This is a genomic window from Pseudomonas ceruminis, from assembly GCF_021602025.1.
Taxonomy (GTDB): domain Bacteria; phylum Pseudomonadota; class Gammaproteobacteria; order Pseudomonadales; family Pseudomonadaceae; genus Aquipseudomonas; species Aquipseudomonas ceruminis.
The window spans coordinates 1-24669 of record NZ_BQHW01000042.1; the positions used below are offsets into that span (position 1 = coordinate 1).

The 24669-nt window shown below is 60.1% G+C and carries 19 protein-coding genes and 4 pseudogenes; 10 read left to right on the forward strand and 13 right to left on the reverse strand.

The features are described 5' to 3' along the window. Window positions 1–214: 214 nt before the first annotated feature. From L6D80_RS28110 to L6D80_RS28140, 7 genes are all read right to left on the reverse strand, one after another. Window positions 215–1177, reverse strand: a complete 963-nt coding sequence (locus tag L6D80_RS28110; protein WP_016486894.1) for a cyclase family protein — start codon at window positions 1175–1177, stop codon at window positions 215–217. A 48-nt stretch (window positions 1178–1225) separates the two neighbouring features. Next, window positions 1226–2605 carry an MFS transporter gene (locus tag L6D80_RS28115; protein ID WP_052960499.1) on the reverse strand — a complete coding sequence of 460 codons (1380 nt, stop codon included), beginning with the start codon at window positions 2603–2605 and terminating at the stop codon, window positions 1226–1228. 229 nt (window positions 2606–2834) lie between these two features. Then, window positions 2835–4430, reverse strand: coding sequence for a GMC family oxidoreductase (locus tag L6D80_RS28120; protein WP_009684909.1), 1596 nt, complete (start codon window positions 4428–4430; stop codon window positions 2835–2837). After that, entirely contained in the window at window positions 4423–5241 is an 819-nt protein-coding gene (locus L6D80_RS28125; protein WP_016486891.1) for a shikimate dehydrogenase family protein, read from the reverse strand. The genes L6D80_RS28120 and L6D80_RS28125 overlap by 8 nt, the downstream gene beginning before the upstream one ends. 5 nt (window positions 5242–5246) lie before the next feature. Then, entirely contained in the window at window positions 5247–6680 is a 1434-nt protein-coding gene (locus L6D80_RS28130) for an aldehyde dehydrogenase family protein (protein ID WP_009684907.1), read from the reverse strand. A gap of 182 nt (window positions 6681–6862) precedes the next feature. After that, complete coding sequence (locus L6D80_RS28135) at window positions 6863–7771, reverse strand: LysR family transcriptional regulator (protein WP_009684906.1); 909 nt, start codon at window positions 7769–7771, stop codon at window positions 6863–6865. Window positions 7772–7817: 46 nt separating this feature from the next. Continuing rightward, on the reverse strand, window positions 7818–8855 hold the full coding sequence (locus L6D80_RS28140; protein ID WP_016486890.1) for a LacI family DNA-binding transcriptional regulator: 1038 nt from the start codon (window positions 8853–8855) through the stop codon (window positions 7818–7820). 197 nt (window positions 8856–9052) lie between these two features. On the opposite strand from L6D80_RS28140, the gene L6D80_RS28145 reads away from it, so the two are divergent. From L6D80_RS28145 to L6D80_RS28175, 6 genes and pseudogenes are all read left to right on the forward strand, one after another. Then, entirely contained in the window at window positions 9053–10264 is a 1212-nt protein-coding gene (locus tag L6D80_RS28145; protein ID WP_009684904.1) for an ABC transporter substrate-binding protein, read from the forward strand. 64 nt (window positions 10265–10328) lie between these two features. Continuing rightward, on the forward strand, window positions 10329–11207 hold the full coding sequence (locus tag L6D80_RS28150; RefSeq protein ID WP_009684903.1) for a branched-chain amino acid ABC transporter permease: 879 nt from the start codon (window positions 10329–10331) through the stop codon (window positions 11205–11207). A 10-nt stretch (window positions 11208–11217) separates the two neighbouring features. Further along, window positions 11218–12996: a branched-chain amino acid ABC transporter ATP-binding protein/permease gene (locus L6D80_RS28155; RefSeq protein ID WP_009684902.1), complete on the forward strand. Its 1779-nt coding sequence runs from the start codon at window positions 11218–11220 to the stop codon at window positions 12994–12996. Further along, a complete protein-coding gene (locus tag L6D80_RS28160; RefSeq protein WP_009684901.1) occupies window positions 12983–13687 on the forward strand; it encodes an ABC transporter ATP-binding protein in 705 nt (234 codons plus the stop codon). Before L6D80_RS28155 ends, L6D80_RS28160 begins: the two co-directional genes overlap by 14 nt. Next, window positions 13684–14501: pseudogene (locus L6D80_RS30430) on the forward strand (NAD(P)H-quinone oxidoreductase). The gene L6D80_RS28160 and the pseudogene L6D80_RS30430 overlap by 4 nt, the downstream one beginning before the upstream one ends. Next, window positions 14498–15268 carry an SDR family oxidoreductase gene (locus L6D80_RS28175; protein WP_009684898.1) on the forward strand — a complete coding sequence of 257 codons (771 nt, stop codon included), beginning with the start codon at window positions 14498–14500 and terminating at the stop codon, window positions 15266–15268. The pseudogene L6D80_RS30430 and the gene L6D80_RS28175 overlap by 4 nt, the downstream one beginning before the upstream one ends. Before the next feature lie 105 nt (window positions 15269–15373). Here L6D80_RS28175 and L6D80_RS28180 read toward each other — a convergent pair whose 3' ends face one another. Together L6D80_RS28180 and L6D80_RS30570 are read right to left on the reverse strand one after the other, a co-directional pair. Further along, window positions 15374–15691, reverse strand: a complete 318-nt coding sequence (locus tag L6D80_RS28180) for an Lrp/AsnC family transcriptional regulator (RefSeq protein WP_236183091.1) — start codon at window positions 15689–15691, stop codon at window positions 15374–15376. A 3-nt stretch (window positions 15692–15694) separates the two neighbouring features. Then, window positions 15695–15838: pseudogene (locus L6D80_RS30570) on the reverse strand (Lrp/AsnC family transcriptional regulator); the annotation flags it as partial. Between the two features lie 118 nt (window positions 15839–15956). On the opposite strand from L6D80_RS30570, the gene L6D80_RS28190 reads away from it, so the two are divergent. Genes L6D80_RS28190 through L6D80_RS28205 form a run of 4 tightly spaced genes read left to right on the forward strand, consistent with a single transcriptional unit; the run spans window position 15957 to window position 19171 of the window. Further along, window positions 15957–16676: an AzlC family ABC transporter permease gene (locus L6D80_RS28190; RefSeq protein ID WP_009684896.1), complete on the forward strand. Its 720-nt coding sequence runs from the start codon at window positions 15957–15959 to the stop codon at window positions 16674–16676. After that, window positions 16673–16975 carry an AzlD family protein gene (locus L6D80_RS28195; protein ID WP_033690795.1) on the forward strand — a complete coding sequence of 101 codons (303 nt, stop codon included), beginning with the start codon at window positions 16673–16675 and terminating at the stop codon, window positions 16973–16975. Before L6D80_RS28190 ends, L6D80_RS28195 begins: the two co-directional genes overlap by 4 nt. Window positions 16976–17002: 27 nt before the next feature. Further along, window positions 17003–18337 (forward strand): branched-chain amino acid transport system II carrier protein, encoded by a 1335-nt coding sequence (brnQ, locus tag L6D80_RS28200; protein ID WP_016486888.1) that lies wholly within the window; start codon window positions 17003–17005, stop codon window positions 18335–18337. A 33-nt stretch (window positions 18338–18370) separates the two neighbouring features. Next, complete coding sequence (locus L6D80_RS28205) at window positions 18371–19171, forward strand: alpha/beta fold hydrolase (protein WP_009684893.1); 801 nt, start codon at window positions 18371–18373, stop codon at window positions 19169–19171. A 97-nt stretch (window positions 19172–19268) separates the two neighbouring features. Here the strand turns inward: L6D80_RS28205 and lipA are convergent, their stop codons facing one another. From lipA to gcvP, 4 genes and pseudogenes are all read right to left on the reverse strand, one after another. Next, window positions 19269–20216 carry a lipoyl synthase gene (lipA, locus tag L6D80_RS28210; protein WP_099815951.1) on the reverse strand — a complete coding sequence of 316 codons (948 nt, stop codon included), beginning with the start codon at window positions 20214–20216 and terminating at the stop codon, window positions 19269–19271. 4 nt (window positions 20217–20220) lie between these two features. Beyond that, window positions 20221–21345 carry a glycine cleavage system aminomethyltransferase GcvT gene (gene gcvT, locus L6D80_RS28215; protein ID WP_009684891.1) on the reverse strand — a complete coding sequence of 375 codons (1125 nt, stop codon included), beginning with the start codon at window positions 21343–21345 and terminating at the stop codon, window positions 20221–20223. A gap of 220 nt (window positions 21346–21565) precedes the next feature. Continuing rightward, a pseudogene (gene glyA, locus L6D80_RS28220) lies at window positions 21566–22659 on the reverse strand (serine hydroxymethyltransferase); the annotation flags it as partial. Between the two features lie 85 nt (window positions 22660–22744). Then, window positions 22745–24367: pseudogene (gene gcvP / locus L6D80_RS28225) on the reverse strand (aminomethyl-transferring glycine dehydrogenase); the annotation flags it as partial. Window positions 24368–24669: the final 302 nt, after the last annotated feature.

Sequence of the window (24669 nt, forward strand, 5' to 3'; positions counted from 1 at the left end):
TGCGCCCGTGAGGGCAGAAAACCAAGGCTGTGCCTTGGTTATCCAATAATCAGCGGGTGAAAATCGGGCTTTTCGGCATGCCCAAGCCGTCCATTTCCGGCTGATGGGCAACTTGTTCGGAGTTTCCTTAACCCCGCGCGAGTCGCACTCAGCATTGCGTTCTGCGCATAGATGACTCTAGCGCGAGGGCGCCATTATGGCGCCCCAACGCAGGCTACTTGATTACGATCGGATTGACCGGTGCGCCAGTCCCCCCTACTACCTTCAGCGGCGCAGCGGTGTACAAGAAAGTCCATTGCCCATCTTCGGCACAGTCGGCGGCAAGCGGATCCAACTGCGCAATCTCTGTCAGGGTAATACCAAGATTACGCATCAATGCGTTATGCAGTGGCAACGCGACGCCGGAAACCGGGTCGACGGTTACTTCGTTGGCAATGGTGTCAGTCACGATGTTGGGAATTTCCATGTCCTGGAACCATTGCACAAGCTCCGGGCTATAGGTCAGTCCCGGTTCGATGAAGTCTTTGTAGAACTCTTCGCTGTCGCGATAGTAGAACGAACCGATCCATCCTGTACGAATGAGCAGAATGTCGCGTTTCTGGATCTTGACGCCTTGAGCGGCAGCGGCGTTCATCAAATCCTCGTGATTGAAGGTTTCCCCTGGTGCCAACACCTGCTTGTCGCGAAAGCGCGCCATGTCGATGAGAATCCCACGCCCCACGACGCCCTTTTCCCCAATCGGTGCGACGCTGGCCTTCGCCAGCCCGCCGATGGTGGTGTCTGCATCGTAGCCGTTCCAGATCTGATCGTCGTACCACACGTGGCCAAGGGCGTCATATTGCGTTGAGCCCTGCAGATGGAAAAACATCACATCGTCAGCATACTCGTAGCAACCTGGGAAATGCGGTCCTTTTCCACAGTTGTAGTGCCCGCGATCCATGATGTTCATACGCCGCGCCGGAGTACGTCCTGGCCAAACCGGATCGCCCTTCTCATCGCCAATACGAACCTGCAGGGTAAAGGTCTTCCCCTGCCGGACTTGGCTGACACCCTCCAAGGCTTCCTTGGCAGTGAGGTAGTTCAGACAGCCGACTTCATCGTCAGCGCCCCACTTACCCCAATTGCGCGGAGCGTCTTTAAGCAGTTCACGTACGTGAGGTACTTTTTTATCGGACATGATTGTTCTCGTTTGTTGTTGTGACCATCAATCAGAATAGGGAGCGTCTCAACTCATGTTGCACGCGCTGCGGCTGACCAGCGACCGGTCATAACGCTTGAACCAACCCGCCGTTTCCCGGGTGAACAGTGCCGTCAACAGTGCCGCCACGAACATCAGCGCTGAGATGAACACCAGGGCAAGGTGATAACCTGCGGACTGCTCGAAACCGCCTCCGGCCCCAATGAACAAACCAATCAGCAGCGGGCCGAAACCACCCGCGTAAATGCCTGCGTTAACCACCGAGCCTGCCAAGCCAGTCGTGCCGGGTTTGGCTGAGTCGAATGCGATCGCATACAGCAAGGTGTAGGGCGCATTCATGGCGAAACCGGCAAACAACTGCACGCCGATCAGCCACCCGAGGCTGACCGAGGTATAGCGGAACAGATACATGCCCACGCCCAGCCAGAGAAAGACGATCACCAGGCTCAACTTTCGACCGATTCGATCCGATAGCCATCCCCACAGGATCTGGCCGATCCCACCCGTGATAGTGAAGAGCACAGAGTACGCTGCGGCTTGGGCAAAGTTGTAATGCGCAACGAACGCGAGGTATTGCGGCAACCAGAAGCTGATGCCGAAGTAGCCGACTATTGCGAACATCGAGATCAGGGCAATGACGCTGATATTGGGGTTTCGCAGGACGTCCTTAAGCACACCTTTTTGCGGGATTGCAGGTGTATCGCTCAGACTCGGTGCGGTTTCACCAACGGCGGCGACATGCGCCGTAAATTTTCGATAGCGCGCTGCCGTGCTGAACTTCCAGTACAAGGTGAATACGATGATCATGGGAATCGGGAACAGCAAGAACGCATAGCGCCAGTTTTCCGGGCCGTAGGCGTTCAATAGCGCACTGATCGCCACACCACCAATCAACGTGCCCCACGGGTAACCCGTGTGGTGAAGACCGAGCGCGAAGCCGCGACGCTCCTTGGACCACCACTCGGCCAGGGAGGTGACCTCCACGGCCTCGCCCACCCCGCCAAAAGCATGGGAAAGGATCTGCAAGCACACCAGCACGCCCAATGAAGCGGTGAGGAAGTTGAAGCCCGTCAGGAACGTGAACAGCGTATAGGCGAATACGATAGGCAAATGCCGATATTTGCGCCGCCAGCCATGACCACCTTTATCCACCCATACCATCAGTGGCACAGCGAGCAACGATGTCGAGATGGTGATGACCGCCGCCAGTAACCCGGCCATTTCAGCGCTGGTTTTGAACTCGCTGGTGATTGAAGGCAACACCATGAAAAACAGGTGCCGTGAATTGGCGTCCAGCGCATACACCAGCCAGAGCAGCAGCATCGCGCCCCAGGAGACAGCGCCGGCGCCCTGTATTTTTTTTGTAGAAAGGCCAACAGCGGATTGAGGGTCGCTGCGAAGTTCCATTAGAAAGCTCCGATATTTGATTATTGTTATTTATTGGCTTCCTGGCCCGCTCATGCACGAGGGTGCATGAACCTCTCACTCAGCACGCCTGGTGCGTGGAAACGAGTGTGTTCAAGCTTATGCCGACAGGCATGCACAGAGCATCGCTGCCCAGAGCAAACCCGCTTTGCCTGTGCGGCACGGCAACTTGGCAGGCTCCTTGCGTTACGCCTGCCATTTGGCACGGGAACTAGGGCAGATAGTCCTCAAGGATCAGATCCGCCGCCCGCTCCGCCACAGCCATTACCGCGCCCTGGATATTCCCTGAAACCATGGAAGGCATCACCGAGGCGTCGACCACTCGCAGCCCCTGCAAGCCATGCACCCTAAGTCGCGAGTCGACGACTGCGCTTGCGTCTTCGCCCATCCGACAGGTGCCCAGAGGGTGGTAGATGGTCTGCCCTGTCTTGCGGGCAAACTCCAGCCATTGTTCATCTGACTGCGCCTGCAGCCCAGGGCTGGTTTCCTCCTCGACGAAGCGGGCCATGGCTGGCTGCATGACGATCCGACGCGCGATCTTCATGCCCTCGACAATACAGCGCTGGTCTTCGTCTGCAGCCAGCATGTTGGGACGAATGGCCGGCATCGCGTTTCGGTCACTGCTTTCAATATGCACCGAACCAATCGACTTGGGCCGCAGTTGGCTGACCCCGATGGTCATGCCAGGATGCTTGTCCAATATCCGATTCGCAGCATTGGCATAGCTGGCGTGCACGAAGAAATACTGGATATCCGGCGTAGGCAAGCCTGGGTCGGTCTTGATGAACCCATGCACCAGGCCGGTTCCCAGCGTCAGGATGCCGGTTCGCCGGGTAAAGTATTCGGTCACTGCCAGCCCCAGCCGCCAGCCACGTGCCAGCTCATTCAAGGTCACGACGTTCTTCATGCGCCAGTTCATGCGGGTAGCAAAGTGGTCGATGTAGTTCTCCCCGACCCCGCGTAGCTCGTGCTTGAGTGGTACACCAGCGGCGAGCAGCACCTGCGGCTGGCCAATGCCGGACAATTCCAGCAACTGCGGAGACTGGATGGCACCGGCGCAAAGAATGACTTCAGCATTGGCTTTGATGCTGACTTGCTCACCATTGTGTACATAGGTTACGCCCGTGCAGCGTTTCCCCTGCACGTCGACCCGCAGTACATGCGCATGGAGGACGATGTGCAGATTTGCCCGTGACCTGGCCGGTTTGAGGTAGCCGTCGACTACACTCCAGCGCCGCCCATCTTTTTGCGCCACTTGGTAGTAGCCAAAACCGGTCTGATCCCGGCCGTTGTAGTCAGCATTGTGAGGATGACCATCCTGCGCAGCTGCTTCCAGGAAAGCGGTGGACAGCGTGAAACGCTCGCTGACCTGGTGGATGTGCATGGGGCCCTGGTGCCCACGCGTCTCATCCCCCGATGCATAATTCTCGATCTTTCTGAAGTAAGGTTTGAGTGTTTCGAAGTTCCAACCCTTGGCGCCTGATTCTGCCCATGCGTCATAGTCGCCTGGTTGGCCGCGCACGTAGATCATGCCATTGATCAACGTCGAACCACCCAGGCCTCGCCCGCGGGGCACAGCGATTTCACGATTGTAGGTGCCGGCTTCAGGTTTGGTCTTGAAGTCCCAGTTGAAACGTTTGTCCACCATCAGTTTGCTGAACCCAGCCGGAATCGGGATCCAACGGCCATTGGGCTCCCCGCCTGCTTCCAGCACCAGCACACTGTGTTTGCCTGATGCAGTCAGGCGGTTGGCCAGGATGCAACCGGCGGTGCCGCCACCGACGATGACATAGTCGTAGTTATTCATGGGTTGCTCCCATCGCCGCGGCCATGAGCGCGATCTGGGACTGCAGCATTGGCCGCCCCGGATGGACCCGACAGCCGCGCTCGGCAGCCGCAACCAGCAAGGGGGTATGTTCAGGCTGCATGATGATTTCCGCCACGGTTTGCTCCGGGGTCAGGCGCTGAACCTCGCACGGATAATCATCGCTATCGCGCAGTCCCATCGAGGTAGCGTTCACCACCAGGTCGTGCCCAGAAGGGTCCCTGCCCCCCAGCTTGAAAGATACATCTGGGAAAAATCCCGCGAGGCGGGTCACCAGTTGCTGTGCTTTGGCCTCGGTGCGGTTGGCAATTGTCAGCAGTGCCACGCCGGCCTCAGCCAGGGCAAAGGCGATCGCTTGCGCGGCGCCACCGGCCCCAGCGAGATAAACCGTCTTGCCGGCAGGCTCGATCGCCGCGTTGCGCAGGCCGGCGACAAACCCGACTCCGTCGAGGATGTCACCATGCAGCCGCCCTTCGGCATCCCGACGTACGACATTTACCGCGCCCACTTGGCGAGCCGCCGGTGACAAGCTGTCGCACAACGGCACGATGGCGCTCTTGTGTGGGACCGTGACCACAAACCCGTCCAGATTCTGCAGGGCCCGCAGGCCATCGACCGCGGTAGCAAGCTGAGTCTCGTCGACATGAATGGGCACCATCACCCTGTCATGCCCCCAGGACCGCATGAGTGCGTTCATGTCTTCTGGTGTTTTCACATGCACAATGGGGTCGGCGACGATGGCAAAGAGCCGTGTATTTCCGGTGATTTTTTGAGTATTCGATGGTTCGCGCATGGAGCTCAGGCCTGTGTATAGGTGGTCTTGATGGCGGTATAGAACTCACGGGCGAACGGGCCTTGCTCCCGTGCACCATAGCTGGAGCCTTTGCGCCCGCCGAAAGGAGCGTTGTAATCGACCCCCGCCGTTGGCACATTGACCATCACCATGCCGGCCGTGGAGCGTGCCTTGAAGTCGCTGGCGTGCTTGAGCGAAGTGGTGCAAATGCCGGACGACAAGCCGAACTCGGTATCGTTGGCCAGGCGCAGGGCATCATCGTAATCCCGGGCGCGAACCACACTGGCGACTGGCCCGAACACTTCCTCGCGGTTGATCCGCATATGATTTTCGGTGTCGACGATCAGTGCCGGGTTCAGGTAGTAGCCCTGAGTTGCTCGCACTACACGTTCGCCACCGAAAACCAGACGCCCGCCCTCGCGGGTGGCAATATCGATGTAATCGCAGTCCTGCTGCAGTTGGCTTTCGCAGACGACGGGACCAATGTCCGTACCTGCTTTGGTGGCGTTGTCGATATTCAGCATCGCCAGCCGCTCGACGACAGCAGCTACGAAACGATCATGAATGGCGTCTTCGACGATGAAGCGACTTGAGGCAGTACAACGCTGGCCTGTCGAGAAAAACGCGCCTTGCACCGCCACTTCGACAGCCTGCTCGAGGCTGGCATCGTTGAGCACTACCAGTGGATTCTTACCGCCCATCTCAAGCTGAACCTTGGCACCCCGCGCCATACATTCGAGGCCGATGGAACGCCCAGTCTGGGTTGACCCGGTGAACGACAACGCCCTGACCTTGGGATGCTTGGCGAACACATTGCCAACCTGGGAGCCTGGGCCCATGACCAGGTTGAAAACACCTGCCGGGAGCTGACCTGCGCGGCTTATGATCTCCGCAAGGGCCCAGGCGCTAGCGGGTACCAGGTCTGCCGGTTTGAACACCACCGCATTGCCATATGCCAATGCCGGCGCAATTTTCCAGGCGGGGATGGCAATGGGGAAATTCCAAGGAGTGATGATGCCCACTACGCCTTCAGGCTCGCGCCGTACTTCGGCTTCGACATCCGGACGAATATTTGCGAGGCGTTCGCCCGACAGACGCAGAGCTTCGCCCGCGAAAAACTTGAACACCCTGCCGGCGCGGACCACCTCGCCGACGCCCTCTACTAGCGTCTTGCCCTCCTCCCGTGAAAGCAGCAAGCCGAGTTCTTCTTTGCGTGCGAGTATCTCGGAGCCGATCCGGTCTAAGGCATCGCCACGCTGTTCAGCGCTCATCCGGGCCCAGGTGGGTTGCGCATCATGCGCAGCCTCTACGGCCAGCTCAGCCTGGCGGGTATCGGCCCTAGCGTATTCGCCGACGATATCGGTGATATCCGATGGGTTGATATTGCGATTGATACTCGCACCCTCGACCCACTGGCCAGCAATGTAGTTCTTGTTCATAGCCTATTCCGATTGACAGAGTGTCTGGACAGTCGCGTCCGGCAGCTACGAAATGCTATCCGGGGCACTGACGACACCTTAATCGAACAGGTCGCAGGCGAGTTGTGACTCCACGGCAAAGGGGGTTTTCCCTGAGTTCACAGGACCGCAAGTATGACAGGCAGGGTTCTCCCCCTTTTTTGTTAACGCTTCGCCTTTGCTGGAGGCTGGATCGTCCAGGGATTCAGCGCGATATGCTGCTCCATCGCCTTGATAAAGGCCCTGATACGGGGACTGACATTCTTGCGGTTTGGGTAGATCAGATAAATCGGCTGCGCGATGCGGCTTTGATAAGACTCCAGCACCGGCAGCAATCGCCCGGCTCTCAGGTCCTTACCGATATGGAAATCGGCGAGTCGAACAATGCCGCCACCATTCAACGCGAGCGAGCGCAGCAAGTCCCCTTGTGTGAATGTCGAACGGGGCTTGATGGGAACGATCGTTGTCTCGCCAGCGTGCTCGTAGCTCCAGATGTTCCAGGGGCTGTTGAACGCGAAGTGGAAGCAATCGTGTTCGAGCAGGTCGGCAGGCGTTTGCGGCCGACTACGCTTCTCCAGGTAGGAAGGAGCAGCGCAGGTAATCCATTGGGCCTCACCAATACGTCTGGCAACGCGCGATGAATCAGGCAATACACCACTGTGAATGGCAACATCCAGGCCGTGATCGAACTGATCAACATACTGCGCGCCCACCTCGATGGTCACCGAGAGATCCGGATGATCAGCCAGGAAGTCTGGCAGCCAAGGTATGATCTGATGCTTGGCGAACGTCGCCATCGTATGGATGCGCAAACTTCCGCTTAGCCGGCCAGGAAAAAGCTCGGCGAGGGAGTCGGCTTCCGCCATGGCGTCCATGACCGCACGGGCACTGGTCAGGTAGACCGCCCCCTCCTCGGTTAGCGTCAAGGCTCGGCTCCCGCGCTGAAACAGGCGTACTGAAAGGCGATCTTCCAAGCGAGTGACAAGTTTGCTGATCGCTGATGGCGACAGGTCATTGGCCCGAGCAGCGGCCGAGAAGCTCCGATGCTCATAGGCCCACAAAAAAGCAAGCATCTGCGCGTAGTTTTCTTTGTCCAAGGTGAGTGCCTCAGTTCAAGCGCTATTTACGGTTTGGCAGATCAACACTTGGACTCGCGCTGCTTTCGCGCGTGACCAGTGAAATGTCCAGTTCGACAACCCGCTCAATCTGGATACCTTCGACCTGCGCAATCATCATGTCGGCGCTGAGTTGCCCGATTTCGAAAATCGGGATCCTGATCGAGGTCAATGAGGGCGATGCAATCGCGCTGAAACTGATGTCGTCGAAGCCGGTGATGGTCATCTGCGTCGGCACGCAGACTCCCCGACGTTTAGCTTGCTCGCAGGCCCCCAGCGCCAGCAGGTCTGTGGTGCAAACCAGCGCAGTCGGTCGCGGTTGCATGGCAAACACCTGCTCGAAACCGGCGCGTCCGCCGTCAAGGCTGAATGGCTGTTCGATGATCCGGTTTTCAGGAATATCGAGCCCCATCTGCGCAAAGCGTTTACGCACCCCTTCGATTCGATACCTGGCACGCTCGTTGTACTGGCGCTGTCCGGTGAGAATTGCAACGTCCCGGTGGCCTAGCGCAAGCACATGGTCCGCGATCAACTCGCCTCCCCGCACATTGCTGAAGCCCACCGCGCAGTGTTCACGGCAATCATCCACCGACCACATCAGGACGTAGGGGCGCTGTGATCGCTGCAACAGTTCGAACACCGCAGGATCATGGTCTGTGCCCACCAGGAAAATCCCTTCCACACCTCTTTCGATAAAGTTACGCACACTGGAAAGCTCTCGCTCACGATCGTACTCGTGCGAGGCAATGATCAGTTGGTAGCCACTTGTATTGAGCCGCTGCTGCAGCGCCTGGATCGAGTCAGCGTAGATCGGGTTGTTCAATGTGGGGAAGATCGCAGCGACACTGAAGGTACGCCGTAATGCGAGGGCTCGCGCAGCGCCGTCCATCACATACTGCAGCTGCCGTACAGCCGCATCGACCTTGGCAAGCGTGCTTGGTTTGACCTGGTCCGGGTTGGACAAGGCACGAGAAGCACTGCCCAGTGAAACGCCGGCCAGACGTGCCACGTCGCGCAGTTTTGGTTTGTCGTTTTTTGTCATGGTGGTGGTAACTCCTGCTTGACAGCAGTGTATCACCAGACTTAAAAATGAACCGGTTCATTTATGAACAAAGTCGTCCTGAATCAACAATAAGACCACAGCCACGCAGCCCACGCCTTGCCAGGCGTTTTTTTTGACCCTGTAATTGAACCGGTTCAAATCCATGCGGCATGGCTGATACACCAGGAGGCAACACAATGAAAATCATGCCCTGGGCCATCAATGGCCTTGCTGCCCTTACCCTGTCAGTCTCGCTCACCGCACATGCCGATGTGCCAATAGGTGCCCTCTACCCACTCAGCGGAGCCCTCGCACTGCTGGGCGATGAGAGTTTTCGCGGGGTCGAATTGGCCGTGGAGCAGCGCAATGCCGCTGGCGGCCTCAACGGTGAGCGAATCAAGCTGATCAAGGCCGATGCAGTGGATGCCGCGCAAGCGGTCAGCGCCGCTCGCCGGCTTACCTCCAGCGACAACGTCGCTGCGGTGTTCGGCAGTTACTCCTCGGCATTGTCTTTCGCCGCCACGCAAGTGACCGAGCTGGCCGGCATTCCTTATTTCGAGCTCGGAGCCGTGGCCGACAACATCACCGATCGTGGGCTTCAAAACGTTTATCGCAGCAACCCCACCGCTCGTAATTTCGCCGAAGGCACCATCACCGCCATCACCCAACTGGTCGCTCCTCAACTGAAGGTTGATGCCAAGAGCCTGAAGATTGCGATCATTCATGAAGACGCGCTGTACGGCACGACCATCGCCAACTTCCAGAAAGAGTTGGCGGCCAAGGAAGGCTTGCAAGTGGTGGAGGTGCTGCCCTACTCCGCCAAAGCCGTCGACCTTTCGTCACTTATCCTGCGCCTCAAAGGCGCTGGCGCCGATGTTGTGTTGCAAACCTCCTACCAGAACGACACCACCCTGTTCTTCCGACAGATCCGTGAAGCCGGCTTTGCGCCTAAGGCCATCATCGGTGCCGGTGGAGGCTATTCCATGCAGGACACCGTCAAGGTGGTCGGCGCGCAGAACATCGAAGGCGTACTGGACGTCGATTTCCCGCAGTTCCAGACCAACGAGGCCGGTGCACCGGGCATCGCTGCCTTCGCCGAAGCCTATCGCGCACGCTACGGCAGCGAGCCGCGCTCAGGCCACAGCCTGATCAACTATGTCGGCGCCAAGGTATTCCTCGATGCCATGGCCAGCGCCAAATCGCTCGATGCCGAAGACATCCGCGAAGCGGTAAAGACGATCGACATTCCGATCGGTCAGACCGCCGCGAACATCGGTGCGAAGTTCGCTGCCAATGGCCAGAACGAGCGCGCACAAACCACCATCATGCAGTGGCAGCAGGGCGTGCTTAAAACCGTCTATCCCCAAGCCGCCGCCGTTGCCCAGGCCACTCTGGCCAGCCAGCCCTGACCCACACGCTGTACGCAGGCCCGCGTCGTGCTTGTGGCGCGCCGCCTGCGCATGAGGACCTTTCATGGATATCTTCCTGCAACTTCTGCTGAACGGTGTGTTGCTGGGTGGCACGCTCGCCATCATCAGCATCGGTCTGACGCTGATTTTTGGCATCGTCCGGGTGGTCAACTTCGCCCATGGCGAGTTCCTGATGATCGGCATGTACGCGGTGTACCTGATGAACGTGCATTTCGGCCTGCACCCCTACGCCACGGTCATTCCTGCAGTGGCGCTGCTGTTTGTGCTGGGCGCGGGCATGCAGCGCTTCATCATCCAACCCCTATTGGCCGCCGAAGGGCACATTCAGATCTTCGCCACGGTTGGGGTGTCGATCGCCCTGATGAACGCTGCGCTGATGGTATTCGGTGCCGATGTGCTCACCGTGAGCAATCCGAGCGGTGTGGGGGCCGGCAGTTTGGCCGTCGGCCCGCTGCGGGCTAACACCGGCCAGTTACTGACGTTCATGGTTTCGCTGGCACTGGTCGGCGGCCTGCACTGGTTCCTGCACAACACCTTCCTGGGGCGCGCCGTGCGCGCCACGGCACAGCACCGCAATGCCGCGTTGCTCATGGGGGTGAACGTAAACCGCATCTACATCTTCGCCTTTGGCCTGGGCTGCGCCTGCCTGGGGCTGGCGGCGGCGATGATCGCGCCGCAGTACCCGGTGTTTCCGACCTTCGGCACCTTCTTCGTCCTCACCGCGTTCGTCATCGTGGTGCTAGGTGGACTTGGCAGCCTCTCCGGTGCCTTGGTTGGTTCGTTGCTGATCGGCGTCGTCGACAGCCTGGCTGGCTATTACATCGCCCCTGACCTCAAGGAAGTCGTGTACTTCCTGATTTTCCTGGCGATTCTCATTTTCCGCCCCACCGGTCTGTTCGGTGCCGGGCGTGGCTCAGAATAGGAGCTAACCGATGAACTTTCTTCATCCGCGCATCTACCTCAGCTTTGCAGCGCTGTCGCTGTTGCTGATCATCCCGTTCTCGGCGGGCTCGAACTTTGTCTTCCACCTGTTCATCCTGATCTGCAGCTATGCAGCACTGGCCAGTGCCTGGAACATCGTCGGCGGCTTCGCAGGCCAGCTGTCCCTGGGCCATGCGGTGTTCTATGGCACCGGCGCCTACGTCAGCACCCTCCTGCTGCTGCACCTCGGCATGAGCCCGTGGCTCGGCATGCTTGTGGGCGCGGTCGTGTCCACCGTGCTGGCCGTAGTTATCAGCTGGCCCTGCTTCCGACTGCGTGGGCCTTTCTTCGCCTTAGCGACCATTGCTGTACTGGAGGTAGTGCGCCTGCTGGTCATCAATCAGCATGATCTCACCGGCGGCGCTGCGGGCCTGGCCGTGCCTCTGAAGCTGGGGGCGGAGTGGATGCTGTTCCGCGCACGTTGGCCTTACCTGTTGATCGCATTCGGTTTCCTTGCAATCACCTTGCTGGTTTCGTGGAAAATCAAGCATTCGCGCCTGGGCTATTACCTGATCGCTGTACGCGAGCGCGAGGACGCAGCCCAGGCCGTGGGCGTCAACGCAGTCAAGGTCAAACTGATCGCCGTGGCGTTGTCCGCGGCGCTGACCAGCCTGATCGGAAGCTTCCACGCCATGTACCTGACCTTCATCGAGCCTGGTGCCATGTTCTCGCTGGAGCTGTCCATCCAGATCGCCATGTTCGCCCTGATTGGAGGCCTTGGGACCTTGTCGGGGCCTCTGATCGGTACCCTGATCGTGTTGCCGCTGGCAGAGCTTGCACGTGGCTGGCTAGGCGACGCCGGCAGCGGCGTACACGGGCTTGTCTATGGACTGGTGCTGGTAGCCTTTGTCCTGACAATTCCACAAGGCCTGGTAGGGCGCTTCGGGCAGAGGGTCAGTGCGTGGGTGGACCGGCTACCTGGCGGCAAGCCCAACACCGTGCCGCCAGCCGCAGCACGCCCGGTATCCCAGCCGTCGAAGCATACGGGCCAACCGATTCTGGTCGCGGAAAACCTGCACAAGTTTTTCGGCGGGTTGCACGCGACCAACGACGTGTCGCTGACCCTCAACGAGGGTGAGATCGTGGGTGTGATCGGCCCCAACGGTGCCGGCAAGACCACCGTGTTCAACCAACTCTCGGGATTTATCCAGCCCTCCTCGGGCCAGGTGAAGGTACGCACGGCAGCCGGTCAGTGGGTAACGCCGTCCAGCCCTGCGCAGTTCGCCGTGGCCGGCATTGGCCGTACGTTCCAGATCGTGCAGCCGTTCGCTGACCTGAGCGTGTGCGAGAACATCATGCTCGGCGCATTCATGCACACCCGCGACCCCGTCGAAGCCCGGCAGATCGCCACCAAGGTTGCCGCCCTCACCGACCTTGGCCCACTGCTCGACACCCGCGCACGCAACCTCACGGTCGGTGGCATGAAACGCCTGGAAATGGCCCGTGCGTTGGCCACGCGCCCGCGCGTCCTACTGCTGGATGAAGTCATGGCGGGCCTGAACCCCACCGATGTCGGCAAGGCCATCGAGATCATCCGCCGTGTGCGTGACACGGGGGTCAGTGTGCTGATGATCGAGCACATCATGCAGGCAACCATGACCTTGTCCGACCGCATCGTGGTGATCAGTACCGGCGCGGTACTGATGGATGGCGAACCACAAGCTGTGGTGACCAATCCGCAAGTCATCGAAGCTTATCTGGGCAAGGAGTACGACCATGCTGCGGCTTGAAAACATCCATGCTGGCTATGGCAATACGGAGGTCCTGCGAGGCGTCTCTCTCGAGGTCAAGGCGGGTGAAGTGGTGACCTTGGTAGGCGCGAATGGAGCCGGCAAGACCACAACACTTCGCAGCCTCTGCGGCCTGATCCGCCCCTCTCTCGGCACGGTCGAATTCGAAGGCCGCCGCCTCGACGGGTGTGCCCCTGACGAGATTGTCGCTGCCGGCGTCACGCTGATTCCCGAAGGGCGCCAGTTGTTCCCGTTCATCAGCGTACGCGACAACCTGCTGATGGGAGCCTATAAAAAGGCCGCTCGGCCTGCGGTCAAGCAACGCCTGGAACAAGTGCTGGAGCTGTTCCCGCGGGTACGTGAGCGATTGGAGCAACATGCCGGTTCACTATCGGGTGGTGAGCAACAGATGGTCGCCATCGCACGCGGGCTGATGTCTGATCCCAAATTGCTGATTTTCGACGAGCCGTCTCTGGGATTGTCGCCGCTGCTGGTTTCCCAAGTGTTCGGCATCATCGACAAGATCCTCGCGCTGGGTACCACGGTACTGATCGTCGAGCAGAACATCGTCCATACCCTGCGTGTCGCTCATCGCGGCTACGTGCTGGAGAACGGCAGCATCACCCTGACAGGCACAGGGCAAGAACTGCTGGAGAATCCCCATGTCAAGCGGGCGTACCTGGGGCTATGAAGGAGCGGCAGACTATGGAGCAGAAGATGCTGTTGATTGAACACCGCCCAGGAGGCAGTGCTGCTTGCCTGCATCTGACCGAGGCTGACATCCCGACCCCGGCCGCTGACGAAGTGCTGATCCGGGTTGCGTATGCCGGCGTGAATCGCCCGGACATTTTGCAACGCTCCGGCAGCTATCCGCCCCCTGTTGATGCTTCACCTTACCTGGGCCTGGAAGTCTCCGGTGAAGTCGTGGCTGTCGGCGCTGGCGTACAGAACGTGCAGGTTGGCACGCACGTCTGTGCACTCACGCCGGGGGGCGGTTATGCCGAGTACTGTTGTGCACCGGCCGCGCATTGCCTGCGGGTTCCCGTTGGTTACAGGCCTGTCGTAGCGCAGGCGCCAGCAGGGTCATCAACTACCACGAAGAAGACTTCGTCGAGGTGATCGACGCCGAAACCGCAGGCAAGGGGGTCAACCTGATCCTCGATATGGTCGGGGGTAGCTACCTGCAACGAAATATCGATGCGCTGGCCGTGGAAGGCCGGCTTGTGCAAATCGCCTTCCTCGAAGGCAGCCAGGTGGACCTGAACGTCATGCCGATCATGCTCAAGCGCCTGACGTTTACCGGCTCGACACTTCGCGCCCGACCCAAAGCAGAGAAGGAGGCGATCGCCGACGCTTTGCAGGTCCACGTCTGGCCTCTGCTCGATTCCGGTCTCTGCCTGCCGGTTATTCACTCTACTTTCCCTCTGTATCAGGCCGCACAAGCTCATGCGCTGATGGAGACCAGTCGTCACATCGGCAAGATAATGTTGGAGATAAACCCATGATTGCAGGACGTCACAGCGGTAGAAATGTTCTGGTTTCAGGCGCGGCAAGCGGTATCGGCGCGGCTATCGCACAACGCTATTGCGAAGAAGGTGCCCGCGTTGCGCTACTCGACCTCAACCCGCAAGCCGTGCAAGCACAAGGTGAAGCACTGCGCGCCCAGGGCTTCCACGTTGCCTGGCAAGCTGCAGATGTTGGCGACTTTGAACAATGCCAGCATGCCTGTGCGCTGCTGGCTGAGGAAATCGGTCGCGTGGATACGCTCATCAACAATGCGGGAATTTCCCCAAAGCATGAGGGCAAGCCTGCCCCGATCTGGCAGATGAGCCCAACGGAATGGCAGCAGGTGGTTGCGGTAAATCTGAACGGCGCGTTCAACCTGTCACGTTTGCTTTCGCCCTCGATGGTCGAGCAACGCTTCGGCCGCATCATCAACATGTCCTCGGTGGCAGGCAGTGCGTACCTACCTTTGGTCGCAGCACACTACAGCGCTACCAAGGCGGCCATCATTGGCTTTACCCGACACCTGGCCGGAGAACTCGGTGCCTATGGCATCACGGCCAATGCTCTGGCACCTGGGCGCATCGAAACCCCTCTGTTGAAGACGGTTGCCTCCGCAGCCAATGAAGCAGTGATCGCCGATACGCCGTTGCTCAGGCTGGGGCAGCCGTGTGAGGTCGCCGACGCGGCGTGCTATCTGAGTGCGCCAGATAGCGCATTTATCACTGGCCAGGTGCTGGATGTGGCAGGTGGCTGGCTTATGCGTTAATTACTTTCCAACGCGTTATCAAATAACGCGGGCTGCCGGCTTCGGTGGCTCGCGGACCTTGTCGGCATCGGCTCAAAACGCCCGCAATAAAATCGAGGCCACAACTTACACCGGCAGTTCGGTAGTGAGCTTGATCTTTTCCATTGGAACCTCGGTTTTGACATTTTGCACCACGTCCAGGCTTGTCAAATGAGCGATCTGGAAGCGTCGATAAGCCTCCAGGTCTGCTGCCACTACTCTAAGCATGAGATCACAATCGCCTGCCATCACGTGGCACTCCACCACTTGCGGTAACTGGCGGACGGCGTTGATGAACTCATCGGTGGTGGCCTGGTCCTGGCGCTTGAGCCAAACCCGGACGAACAAAGTCAGCCCTAGCGCCACTTTCGCCGGGTCCACCAGCGCCACGTAGCGTTCAATCACGCCAGATTCCTCCAGCAGGCGGACCCTACGCAGGCATGGCGATGGGGAAAGCCCGACCTGCTTGGCAAGCTCCTGATTTTGCAGGCGACCATCTCTCTGCAGGGCGCTCAAGATGCGGCGATCGATAGCATCTAGCTTGATTGGCATTGGATTCTCGCTATAGGAAAATTCTGAAACTGGATGCTAAATGCTCATGCTGATCATGCAATTACGCAAGCAAATTTCAGCGACAAATTGAAATAATTTGCCTCCAACGGAGGTGCGTATGAATGTCATTGAACCTGCTCTGAGTGATCCCCCAGCCACAACACCCAACGACGATTTGCGCCGCGGAGCAATAGCTGCCGTACCCGTTCTGCTGGGCTTCATTCCCTTTGCCTTGGTGCTCGGCGCCCAGGCATCGCAACGCAGTCTTGCTGCAGGCGAGGTCGCGCTGATGACCGGCTTGAACTTTGGCGGCGGCTCGGAATTCGCCGCTATCGAGCTCTGGACATCACCTCCGGCAATCCTGGTGATCGTAGCCATGACCTTGCTGGTCAATAGCCGACACCTGCTGATGGGCGCGACTTTGGCACCCTACCTGCGGGATTTGCCGCTGAGGCAGGCGCTCGGCGCGTTGTTCTTCATGTGCGATGAGAGCTGGGCCATGGGCCTGGCCGATGCGCGCCGACGCGCAGGCTTCAGCTTGCGCTATTACATGGGCGTTTCGTTGTGCCTCTGGGGCACTTGGGTCTGCTTTACCACCCTCGGCGCATTGGTAGGGCCGCTGCTGGGCGACCTGCATGGCTACGGCTTCGACATGGCCTTCGCGGCAGTCTTTCTGGTACTGCTCAAGGGCATGTGGAAAGGTGTGCATGCCGCCCTGCCCTGGCTCTTCAGTCTAATCACTGCAGCACTCTTTTATCTGTTGATCCCCGGTGGCTGGTATGTGCTGGCTGGCACCGTTGCAGGACTGGTCAGCGCCTACCTGTGGGCCAAACCATGATGGATATCACCACCTTGGTCACCATCCTTGGGATGGCCGTCGTCACTTACCTGACTCGCATCATGGGTTTTCTGCTGTTGCGTAAACGGGTCATCGGCCCACAGCTCACCCAGGTGCTCGAGGCAGCCCCCGGTTGTGTGCTGATTGCAGTGATCGCGCCAAAATTCGTCAGTGGACAGCCGTCTGACCTGATTGCCTTGGGCCTCACCCTAGTTGCGGCCACCCGTTACTCCTTCTTCCCGGTGGTGGTATTCGCCATCGTTGTCACTGCTGCTCTGCGAACGGCCTTGCCGAGCTGAACGTTCACCTTTCTGAAGAAAATCCCAATGGTTAATCTTTCCAAGCGAGACTTGCTAGCTCTCGGTTTCATGACCTTTGCGCTTTTTGTCGGCGCCGGTAACATCATCTTTCCGCCTATGATCGGCCTGAGCGCGGGTGACCAGGTATGGACCGCCGCCGCAGGCTATTTCATCACTGCCGTAGGCATGCCGGTACTCGCGATTGTCGTTCTGGCTCGATTTGAAGGCTCCATGGACAAGCTGTGCGCGCCACTGGGGAAACTGGCTGCGCGCACATTGGCAATCGTTTGTTTTCTGTGTATTGGCCCCCTGTTTGCTACTCCGCGCACCGCTACCGTGTCATTCGAGGTTGGTGTAGCACCGTGGCTCGGCAACAGCCCTGCGCACTTGTTCGCTTACAGCGCCCTCTATTTTGCCTTGGTCCTGGCGGTATCCCTGTATCCCGGCCGGCTGTTGGACTCGGTGGGCCGCTGCCTTGCGCCGATCAAGGTAGCTGCTTTGGCGATCCTCGGTGTTGGAGCATTCATCTGGACTGCGGGTCCACAAGGTCCTGCTGAGCCACCGTTCGATACCCAGGCCTTCAGTAAAGGGCTTACGGAAGGCTACCTGACCATGGATACATTGGCCTCACTGGTATTCGGTGCAGTGGTAGTGAACGCCTTGAAACATCGCGGCATCCATGCGCCGCGGCAGCTGTTCAAATACAGCGTCATCGCAGCGTTGATTGCCGGTGTGGGTCTAAGCCTGGTCTACGCCAGCCTTTTCGAACTGGGGGCTCATGCAGGCGGGCTCGTCGATCATGCCGACAATGGTGCTCAGGTGCTCAATGCCTATGTACTGCATACCTACGGCGCAGTCGGCTACTGGCTCCTGGCATTCCTGATCACCATCGCCTGCCTGGTAACGGCGATTGGACTGACCTGCGCATGCGCAGAAGCATTCAGCAAATTCTTGCCGCTCGGTTACCGCACACTGGCAGCGCTGCTCGCTGGATTTTCCTTCGCTGTCTCCAACGTGGGACTTACCCAACTGATCGCGGTGTCTGTACCGGTGCTGACCGCAATCTACCTGCCTTGCATCGCAATCATTCTGCTCAGCCTGATTAGCTCTCGCCTCAACAGCCCTGCGCGGGTATTGATACCGGTAACCGCTTGCGCACTGGGTTTCGGCCTTATCGACGCATGCATGGCAGCGGGTTTACTGCCACCGAGTGTTCTGCTCTGGGTCAGTCAACTCCCCTTGGCTAACGCCAGCCTTGCTTGGTTACTGCCCTCCTTGGCCATATTTTTCGTCGCAACTGTTTACGACCTGTACAAAGGAGCGAAAACCCGCTCATCTTCTCTGTCGCCGGAGTCGGCCTGACCAAGTGATTTACCTTTTGAACGGAGCACGGGTATGACCGACATTGCCAAGCAGTCACACAGGATCGAGACGCCACGAGGTCATTTGTATGCAGAGTGTTGGAGTCCGCGGAAATCACGCGGGGTTCCAATCGTGCTTCTGCACGATTCACTAGGGTGTGTGGAACTGTGGCGCGATTTTCCGCTGCGGTTGGCCCAGTCTTGTGGGCGCGAGGTGATCGCCTACGACCGGCTTGGTTTTGGGCGCTCTAGCGCTTGCTTGGTCAATCTGACACCGAGCTTCATCGAGGATGAAGCTCACGGTGATTTTCAAGCAGTGCGTGAATACTTCCAACTAAGCCAATTCGTGGTTTTCGGCCATAGCGTAGGCGGCGGCATGGCGGTTGGCTGCGCGGCCGCCCATCCGCAAGCATGCCACGGACTGATTACCGAGTCCGCCCAAGCTGCAGTCGACAACGCGATCCTTGACGGTATCCGTTCCGCAGCGCGGCGGTTTGCCCTGCCTGGCCAGATGGAACGACTTCAGCAGTACCATGGAAAGAAAGCTGAGTGGGTTTTGCGCAGTTGGGTCGATACTTGGCTCTCGGAGGAATTTCGGCAGTGGAACCTTGATAGGCAACTGGCCCAGGTACAGTGCTCAGCGCTGGTTCTACATGGAGACCGCGACGAGTATGGGACTCGGCATCATCCCGAGCGTTTGTGTGCTGGGATAAGCCGAGCGCCTACTTTGCACATGCTGGAAAACTGTGGGCACCTGCCGCATAGGGAGTACCCAGACCAAGTACTCGCGGCTACGAGCGTGTTCCTTGCTAAGTCAGCCGGACACCTGTACTAGCGCCGTGCACGCTTGCTATCCGGTGGTTCCACAACTCTCACCGAACGCATTGGCAGCTGCGCTGGAACCCTTACAGCGAAAGGGTTCCAGCGGGCCTTTAGCGAACTGGGTGAACATTCCCGAGTTGTTGATCTGCATGGTAGGAAGATCGCACCAACGGACCAGAAGCTACATGCCTGAAGCCCATCCTCGCCCCCTCCTCGGCAAACCAGGCAAACACGTCGGGATGCACGAATCGCTGCACTGGCAAGTGACTGCGCGACGGCTGCAGATACTGCCCCAGCGTCAGCATATCCACCCCGTGCTCACGCATCCGCGTCATCACCTTAATCACCTCCTCGTCCGTCTCCCCTAGCCCGAGCATCAGGCCTGATTTGGTCGGCACCTCCGGGACCAACTGCTTGAACCGCTCCAGCAAATCCAGAGACCACTCGAAGTCCGACCCCGGCCGCGCTGCTTTGTACAAGCGAGGTACCGTCTCCAGGTTGTGGTTGAACACATCCGGCGGCGCTTCGGCGGTGATTGCCAACGCCGCCTCCATTCGCCCACGATAATCCGGCACTAGCGTCTCCAGCTGGATCCCAGGGCACTTCGCACGAATCTGGCGAATGCATTCGGCAAAATGCCCCGCACCGCCATCGCGCAGGTCGTCGCGGTCCACCGACGTAATCACCACGTATTTCAGGCGCAAATCGGCAATCGCGGTGGCCAGGTTACGCGGCTCGTCCACATCCAGCGGCCTGGGCCGACCGTGCCCGACATCGCAGAACGGACAGCGCCGCGTACAGATATCGCCCATGATCATGAAGGTCGCCGTGCCCCCGGAGAAACACTCCCCCAGGTTTGGACACGAGGCTTCCTCGCAGACGCTGTGCAGCTTGTGCTTACGCAGCAACGCCTTGATTCGTGCCACCTCGGGCGAGGCGGCGATCTCCACGCGGATCCAGTCCGGTTTGCGTGGCACATCCTCGGTGGGCAGGATCTTCACCGGAATCCGCGCCACCTTGTCGGCGCCACGCAGCTTCACCCCTGTCTGCACAGCCATGACCTCAGCCACGGTAGTAACGCTGCGCAACGAACGGCGTCCGCACTACCTGCATCGGCACCAGCTTGCCGCGCACCTGGGCGAAGACTTCGCTGTCCAGCGCCGCCTGCTCGCTCTGCACGTAACCCATGGCCAGTGGCCCGCCCAGGCTCGGGCCAAAACCGCCGCTGGTAACGCGGCCGATCACCTCCTCGCGGGCATTGACGGTCAGCGTGCCCTCGCGCACCGGCACCCGCTCCTTCGGCAGCAGGCCGACGCGCTTGCTGGCCACGCCATCGCGCTGCTGGGCGAAGATCTGCTCGGCACCGGGGAAGCCGCCGGCACGTTCGCCATCGGCACGTCGTACCTTGGAAATCGCCCAAGCTAGGCTGGCCTCGATCGGCGTGGTGCGGGTTTCCATATCGTGGCCATACAGGCACAGCCCCGCCTCCAGGCGCAGCGAGTCGCGCGCACCGAGGCCGATGGCCGCCACCTCGGGCTCGGCCAGCAGCGAGCGGGCCAGCATCAGCGCCGCCTCGACCGGCACCGAGATTTCATAGCCGTCCTCGCCGGTATACCCCGAGCGGCTGACATAGCAATCGACACCCAGCAGGCGTAGCGGCGCGAACTGCATGAAGGTCATGCCGGTCACTTCCGGCGCCAGGCGCGCCAGCACCCGCGCCGCCGCCGGCCCCTGCAGGGCGAGCAAGGCTCGGCTGTCGAACAGCGATTCCACTTCGCAAAGGCCTTCCAGGTGCTGCTGCAGATGACGCAAGTCCTGTTCCTTGCAGGCGGCGTTGACCACCAGGAACAGCTCGTCATCCGCCAGCCGCGCGACCATCAGGTCGTCGAGGATGCCCCCGTCGGCGCTGGTGAACAGCGCGTAACGCTGCATACCCACCGGCAGGTCGACGATATCCACCGGCACCAGGCGCTCCAGCGCCTTGCCGGCATCCACGCCGCGCAGGCAGATCTGGCCCATATGGGAGACGTCGAACAGGCCGGCCTGCTCGCGGGTGTGCAGGTGTTCCTTGAGTACGCCCAGCGGATACTGGACCGGCATCGCGTAGCCGGCAAACGGCACCATGCGCGCACCCAATTCCAGGTGCAGAGCGTGCAACGGTGTCTTTTGTAGTGTTTCAGTGGACATGGGGTGACTCCAGGCATTCGGTAGAGACGACGGCCAGCGTGCTGCTGGCCGTCTCGATGGATCAGGCTGGGTAGACCGGGAACATCGCGCACAGCCCCGCGACTTGCTTCGCCACGTGGGCCTCGATCTGGGCATTGCCGAGGTGGTCGAGGATGTCGCACACCCACGTCGCCAGTGCACGGCATTCCGCCTCCCGGAAGCCGCGGGTGGTGACCGCCGGGGTGCCAATACGCAGGCCCGAGGTCACGAACGGTGACTGCGGGTCGTTGGGTACCGCATTTTTGTTCACGGTGATATGGGCACGGCTGAGGGCAGCATCGGCGTCCTTGCCGGTGATGCCCTGACGGATCAGGCTGACCAGGAACAAGTGGTTGTTGGTGCCACCGGAGTCCACGTCATAGCCACGCTGGATGAAGATCTGTGCCATGGCCTGGGCGTTCATGATCACCTGGGCCTGATAGTCCTTGAAGCTGGGGTCGAGGGCTTCCTTGAAGCACACTGCTTGGCCGCGATCACATGCATCAGCGGGCCGCCCTGGCCGCCGGGGAATACCGCCGAGTTGAGCTTCTTCTCCAGCTCTGGCTCGCCCTTGGTCAGGATCAGGCCGCCACGGGGGCCGCGCAGGGTCTTGTGGGTGGTGGTGGTGACCACGTCGGCGTATGGCAGCGGGTTTGGATACAGGCCTGCGGCGACCAAGCCGGCGACATGGGCCATGTCGACGAATAGCCAGCCGCCGACCTTGTCGGCGATCTGGCGAAAACGTGGGAAGTCCAGTGTTCGCGAATAAGCGGAGAAGCCGGCGACGATCATCTTTGGCTGGTGCTCGACAGCCAGGCGCTCGACTTCGTCGTAGTCGATCAGGCCATTGGCGTCGATGCCGTATTGCACGGCGTTGTAAAGCTTGCCGGAGGACGAGACCTTGGCGCCGTGGGTCAGGTGACCGCCGTGGGCCAGGCTCATGCCGAGGATAGTGTCGCCAGGTTGCAGCAAGGCCAGGTACACGGCGGCATTGGCCTGAGAGCCGGAGTGTGGCTGAACGTTGGCGTAGCCGGCGCCGAACAATTGCTTGGCACGGTCGATGGCCAGTTGCTCGATCACATCGACGTGCTCGCAGCCTCCATAGTAACGCTTGCCCGGGTAGCCTTCGGCGTACTTGTTGGTCAGTTCGGTCCCCTGGGCCTGCATCACTTGGGGGCTGGTGTAGTTTTCCGAGGCGATCAGCTCGATATGGTCTTTCTGGCGCTGCGTCTCGCGACGGATGGCGTCAAACAGTGCAGGGTCGAAATCAGACAGGGTGAGGCTTTTGTGGAACATGGGAAATTCCTTGTTGTTCGGGTTTTATAGCCAGGTTTTCGCCCCCCTATCGCTGGCAAGTCAGCGACAGGGGGCGAAAGATCACTCAGGCATCCTGATAGTTCGACACCGGCGGACAGGCACACGCCAGATTGCGGTCGCCGTAGACGTTGTCCACGCGCCCCACCGGCGGCCAGTACTTGCTCTCGCGCAGGCTCGACAATGGGTACACCGCCAGCTCGCGACTATAGGTATGCGTCCATTCACCAGTCAGCTCAGCCGCTGTATGCGGGGCGTTGCGCAACGGGTTGTCCTGCTTGTCGAGCCCACCGGTCTCCACCGCACAGATTTCCTCGCGGATTGCGATCATGGCCTCGCAGAAGCGGTCCAGCTCTTCCTTTGACTCACTCTCGGTCGGCTCTACCATCAAAGTCCCGGCCACCGGGAATGACATGGTCGGCGCATGGAAGCCATAGTCGATCAGGCGCTTGGCCACGTCCTCGACACCGATTCCGCTGCTCTCCTTGAGCGGACGCAGATCGAGGATGCACTCATGGGCCACCAGGCCGTTCTCGCCCGTGTAGAGCACCGGGTAATGCTCCTCCAGGCGCCGGGCCACGTAGTTGGCGCTGAGGATCGCCACCTGCGAGGCGCGTTTGAGGCCCGCTCCGCCCATCATGCGGATGTACATCCAGGTGATCGGCAGAATGCTCGCGCTACCAAACGGCGCCGCACTCACTGCCCCGGTCTTGCCAGCACCCGGCAGGAAAGGCGCCAGGTGCGCCTTGACCCCGATCGGCCCGACGCCCGGGCCGCCACCACCATGGGGAATGCAGAACGTCTTGTGCAGGTTCAGGTGGGAAACATCGCCACCGAACTTACCTGGCGCACATAGGCCGACCATGGCATTCATGTTGGCGCCGTCGATGTACACCTGACCGCCATGTTCATGGACGATCTCGCAGATCCGCGTGATACCGTCTTCGAACACACCGTGGGTCGAGGGATAGGTGATCATCAACGCGGCCAGGCGTTCACGATGCTGTTCGGCCTTGGCCTGCAGGTCGGCGACATCGACGTTGCCGCGGGCATCGCAGGCGACGACCACCACCCGCAGCCCGGCCATCTGCCCCGTGGCCGGGTTGGTGCCGTGGGCCGACGACGGGATCAGGCATACATCGCGCCCGCCCTCGCCTCGGCTGGCGTGATAGGCACGGATCGCCAGCAGGCCGGCGTACTCGCCCTGGGAGCCGGCGTTGGGCTGCAGCGACACGGCGTCGTAACCGGTGGCGGCACAGAGCATGGCTTCCAGCTCGTCAGTCAGTTGCCGGTAACCCCTCGCCTGTTCCGCCGGGGCGAACGGGTGCAGGGCGCCGAATTCCGGCCAGGTGACCGGGATCATCTCGCTGGCGGCGTTGAGCTTCATGGTGCAGGAGCCCAGCGGGATCATGGTGCGGTCCAGGGCCAGGTCCTTGTCGGCCAGGCGGCGCAGGTAGCGCATCAGCTCGGTTTCCGAGTGATAGCGGTTGAACACCTCATGCTGAAGGAAAGGGCTTTCCCGCAGCAGCGCGGCCGGCAGGCAATCCTCGACATCCAGTGCCAGCGCGGCGAACTCCGGCAGGGCCTGGCCGGGCACGGCGAACACCTGCCACAGCGCCTCGACGCTGGCCTGCTCGCAGGTTTCATCCAGGGACACGCCGAGCCGCGTGTCGTCGATGAGGCGCAGACTGTTAGCACGCTTCACCGGACGCGCCATGCTGGCCCTACCCACACCAGGCTGTATGCCGCAGCGACCGCTATCTTCGCCGCGATAAGTGCAATGATAGCTCGGAAGAGGCGATGCAGGACTGTGCGCCGCCGATGGAGCTTGAAGTCATACCACCAACCCACGAATCTGGTGCGGTCCCCGTGTTGAAGCCAGCGATGTTCAGCCCGTTCCCCACACTGCAGGCGTGGGCAGGCGTGGCGGCTGCGCTCTATGGACGCCATTCAGACGGGGCTTTCAGGGGCGGGTTTAGCGGCATGACCGAC